The following is a 1,936-nucleotide window of genomic DNA, read 5'->3' as shown; positions in this document are numbered from 1 at the left end:
CCCCCGCGCCCGCCCGGCTGCGGCGCAGAACCGACTCGACGCGCAGTACCAGCTCGCGCGGGCTGAAGGGCTTCGTCACATAGTCGTCCGCGCCTATCTCCAGGCCGAGGATCCGGTCGTCCTCGTCACCGCGCGCGGTCAGCATGATCACGGGGACGGGCCCCCGGCCGCGCAGTTCACGGCAGACCTCAAGACCGTCCATGCCAGGCAGCATCAGATCGAGCACCACCAGATCGGGCCGGCGTACGGCGGCCCGATCTGGTGGTGCTCGATCTGATGCTGCCTGGCATGGACGGTCTTGAGGTCTGCCGTGAACTGCGCGGCCGGGGGCCCGTCCCCGTGATCATGCTGACCGCGCGCGGTGACGAGGACGACCGGATCCTCGGCCTGGAGATAGGCGCGGACGACTATGTGACGAAGCCCTTCAGCCCGCGCGAGCTGGTACTGCGCGTCGAGTCGGTGCTGCGCCGCAGCCGGGCGGGCGCGGGGGCGCAGCCGGGCCCCCTGCTCGCGGCGGCCGGGATCGCGATGGATCCCGCGGGCCGGCGGGCGACCAAGGACGGCGAGGAACTCGCCCTGACGTTGCGCGAGTTCGATCTCCTCGAATATCTGCTGCGCCATCCTGGGCAGGCCTGCAGCCGCGAACAGCTGATGCACGAGGTGTGGGGGTGGGAGTTCGGCGATCTCTCGACGGTCACCGTCCATGTGCGGCGGCTGCGCGGGAAGATCGAGAGGGACCCGGGGGCTCCTGAGCTCATCCAGACGGTGTGGGGCGTCGGCTACCGCTTCGAGGAGGCGGGCACGGCATGAAGGACCTGCTGCTGATCGCCCTGTACGCGTTCGCCGGGGCCTGCGCGGCCGGGCTGCTGGGGGCCGTGGTCCTGCGGCTGCTGCGCCGGCGTTCGGTCGCCGTCGTCCTGACCGTCGTCGCCGCGGTCGCGGTGACCGCGATGCTGGCAGGAACGCTGGTGGTGGCCTGGGCGATGTTCCTCTCCGCCCACGACCTGAAGGTGGTGACGCTGGTGGCCGCGATGGCGGCCGTCGTGTCGCTCGCCACCGCGCTGCTGCTCGGCCGCTGGGTCGTCGCGGGGAGCAGGGCGCTCACCCTGGCCGCGCGCTCCTTCGGCGACGGCGGCTCCTTTGCCGTACCAGGTGGTGCGGCGACGGCCGAACTGTCCGACCTGGGCCGGGAATTGGCGGCCACGAGCGCCAAGCTGGCCGTCTCGCGCGAGCGCGAGCGGGCCCTGGAGACCTCCCGCCGTGAGCTCGTCGCCTGGATCTCCCACGATCTGCGCACCCCCCTTGCGGGTCTGCGCGCGATGTCGGAGGCCCTGGAGGACGGCATGGCCGCCGATCCCGAGCGGTACTTCCGGCAGATCCGCACGGAGGTCGACCGCCTCAATTCCATGGTCGGCGACCTCTTCGAGCTCTCCCGCATCCACGCCGGGGCCCTCACCCTCACGCCGACTCGGATCTCCATGTACGACCTCGTGGGCGACGCCATGGCCGGTGCCGACCCCCTCGCCCGGGAGCACGGGGTGCGGCTGGTCGGCGGGCTCGTGGAGCCCGTGCCGGTGGAGGTGGACGGCAAGGAGATGACGCGGGTGCTGGCCAATCTGCTGGTCAACGCCATCCACCGGACGCCCGCGGACGGCACGGTCGCGGTCGCAGCCGAGCTGCGGGCCGGATCGGTGGTGCTGTCGGTGACCGACGGCTGCGGCGGTATCCCCGAGGGCGATCTGGAGCGGGTATTCGACACGGGCTGGCGCGGCAGTGAGGCCCGCACTCCCCCGGCGGGTGCGGGCCTCGGTCTGGCGATCGTGCGCGGCATCGTGGAGGCCCATGCGGGCCGCGCAGCCGTCCGTAACGTCACGGGCGGCTGCCGCTTCGAGGTCACCCTCCCCGCAGCCCTGACCCTGGCCCTTATACACATCTG

The 1,936-nt window shown here is 72.1% G+C and carries 2 protein-coding genes and 1 pseudogene; 2 read left to right on the top strand and 1 reads right to left on the bottom strand.

Features of this window, described 5'->3' with window-relative positions:
* Positions 1–202 (bottom strand): response regulator (locus J0695_RS40095; RefSeq protein ID WP_372445920.1); only part of this gene is annotated, 202 nt, incomplete at its 3' end.
* Positions 203–234: 32 nt separating this feature from the next.
* Between J0695_RS40095 and J0695_RS40090 the strand changes: the two are divergent.
* Both J0695_RS40090 and J0695_RS40085 read left to right on the top strand, forming a co-directional pair.
* A pseudogene (locus tag J0695_RS40090) lies at positions 235–801 on the top strand (winged helix-turn-helix domain-containing protein); the annotation flags it as partial.
* Between the two features lie 5 nt (positions 802–806).
* The coding region (locus J0695_RS40085; RefSeq protein ID WP_206969738.1) for a sensor histidine kinase at positions 807–1,936 on the top strand (1,130 nt) is incomplete at its 3' end.

It is taken from the genome of Streptomyces beijiangensis (assembly GCF_017315755.1).
Lineage (GTDB): Bacteria > Actinomycetota > Actinomycetes > Streptomycetales > Streptomycetaceae > Streptomyces > Streptomyces beijiangensis.
This window is presented reverse-complemented; position numbering and strand designations above follow the sequence as displayed.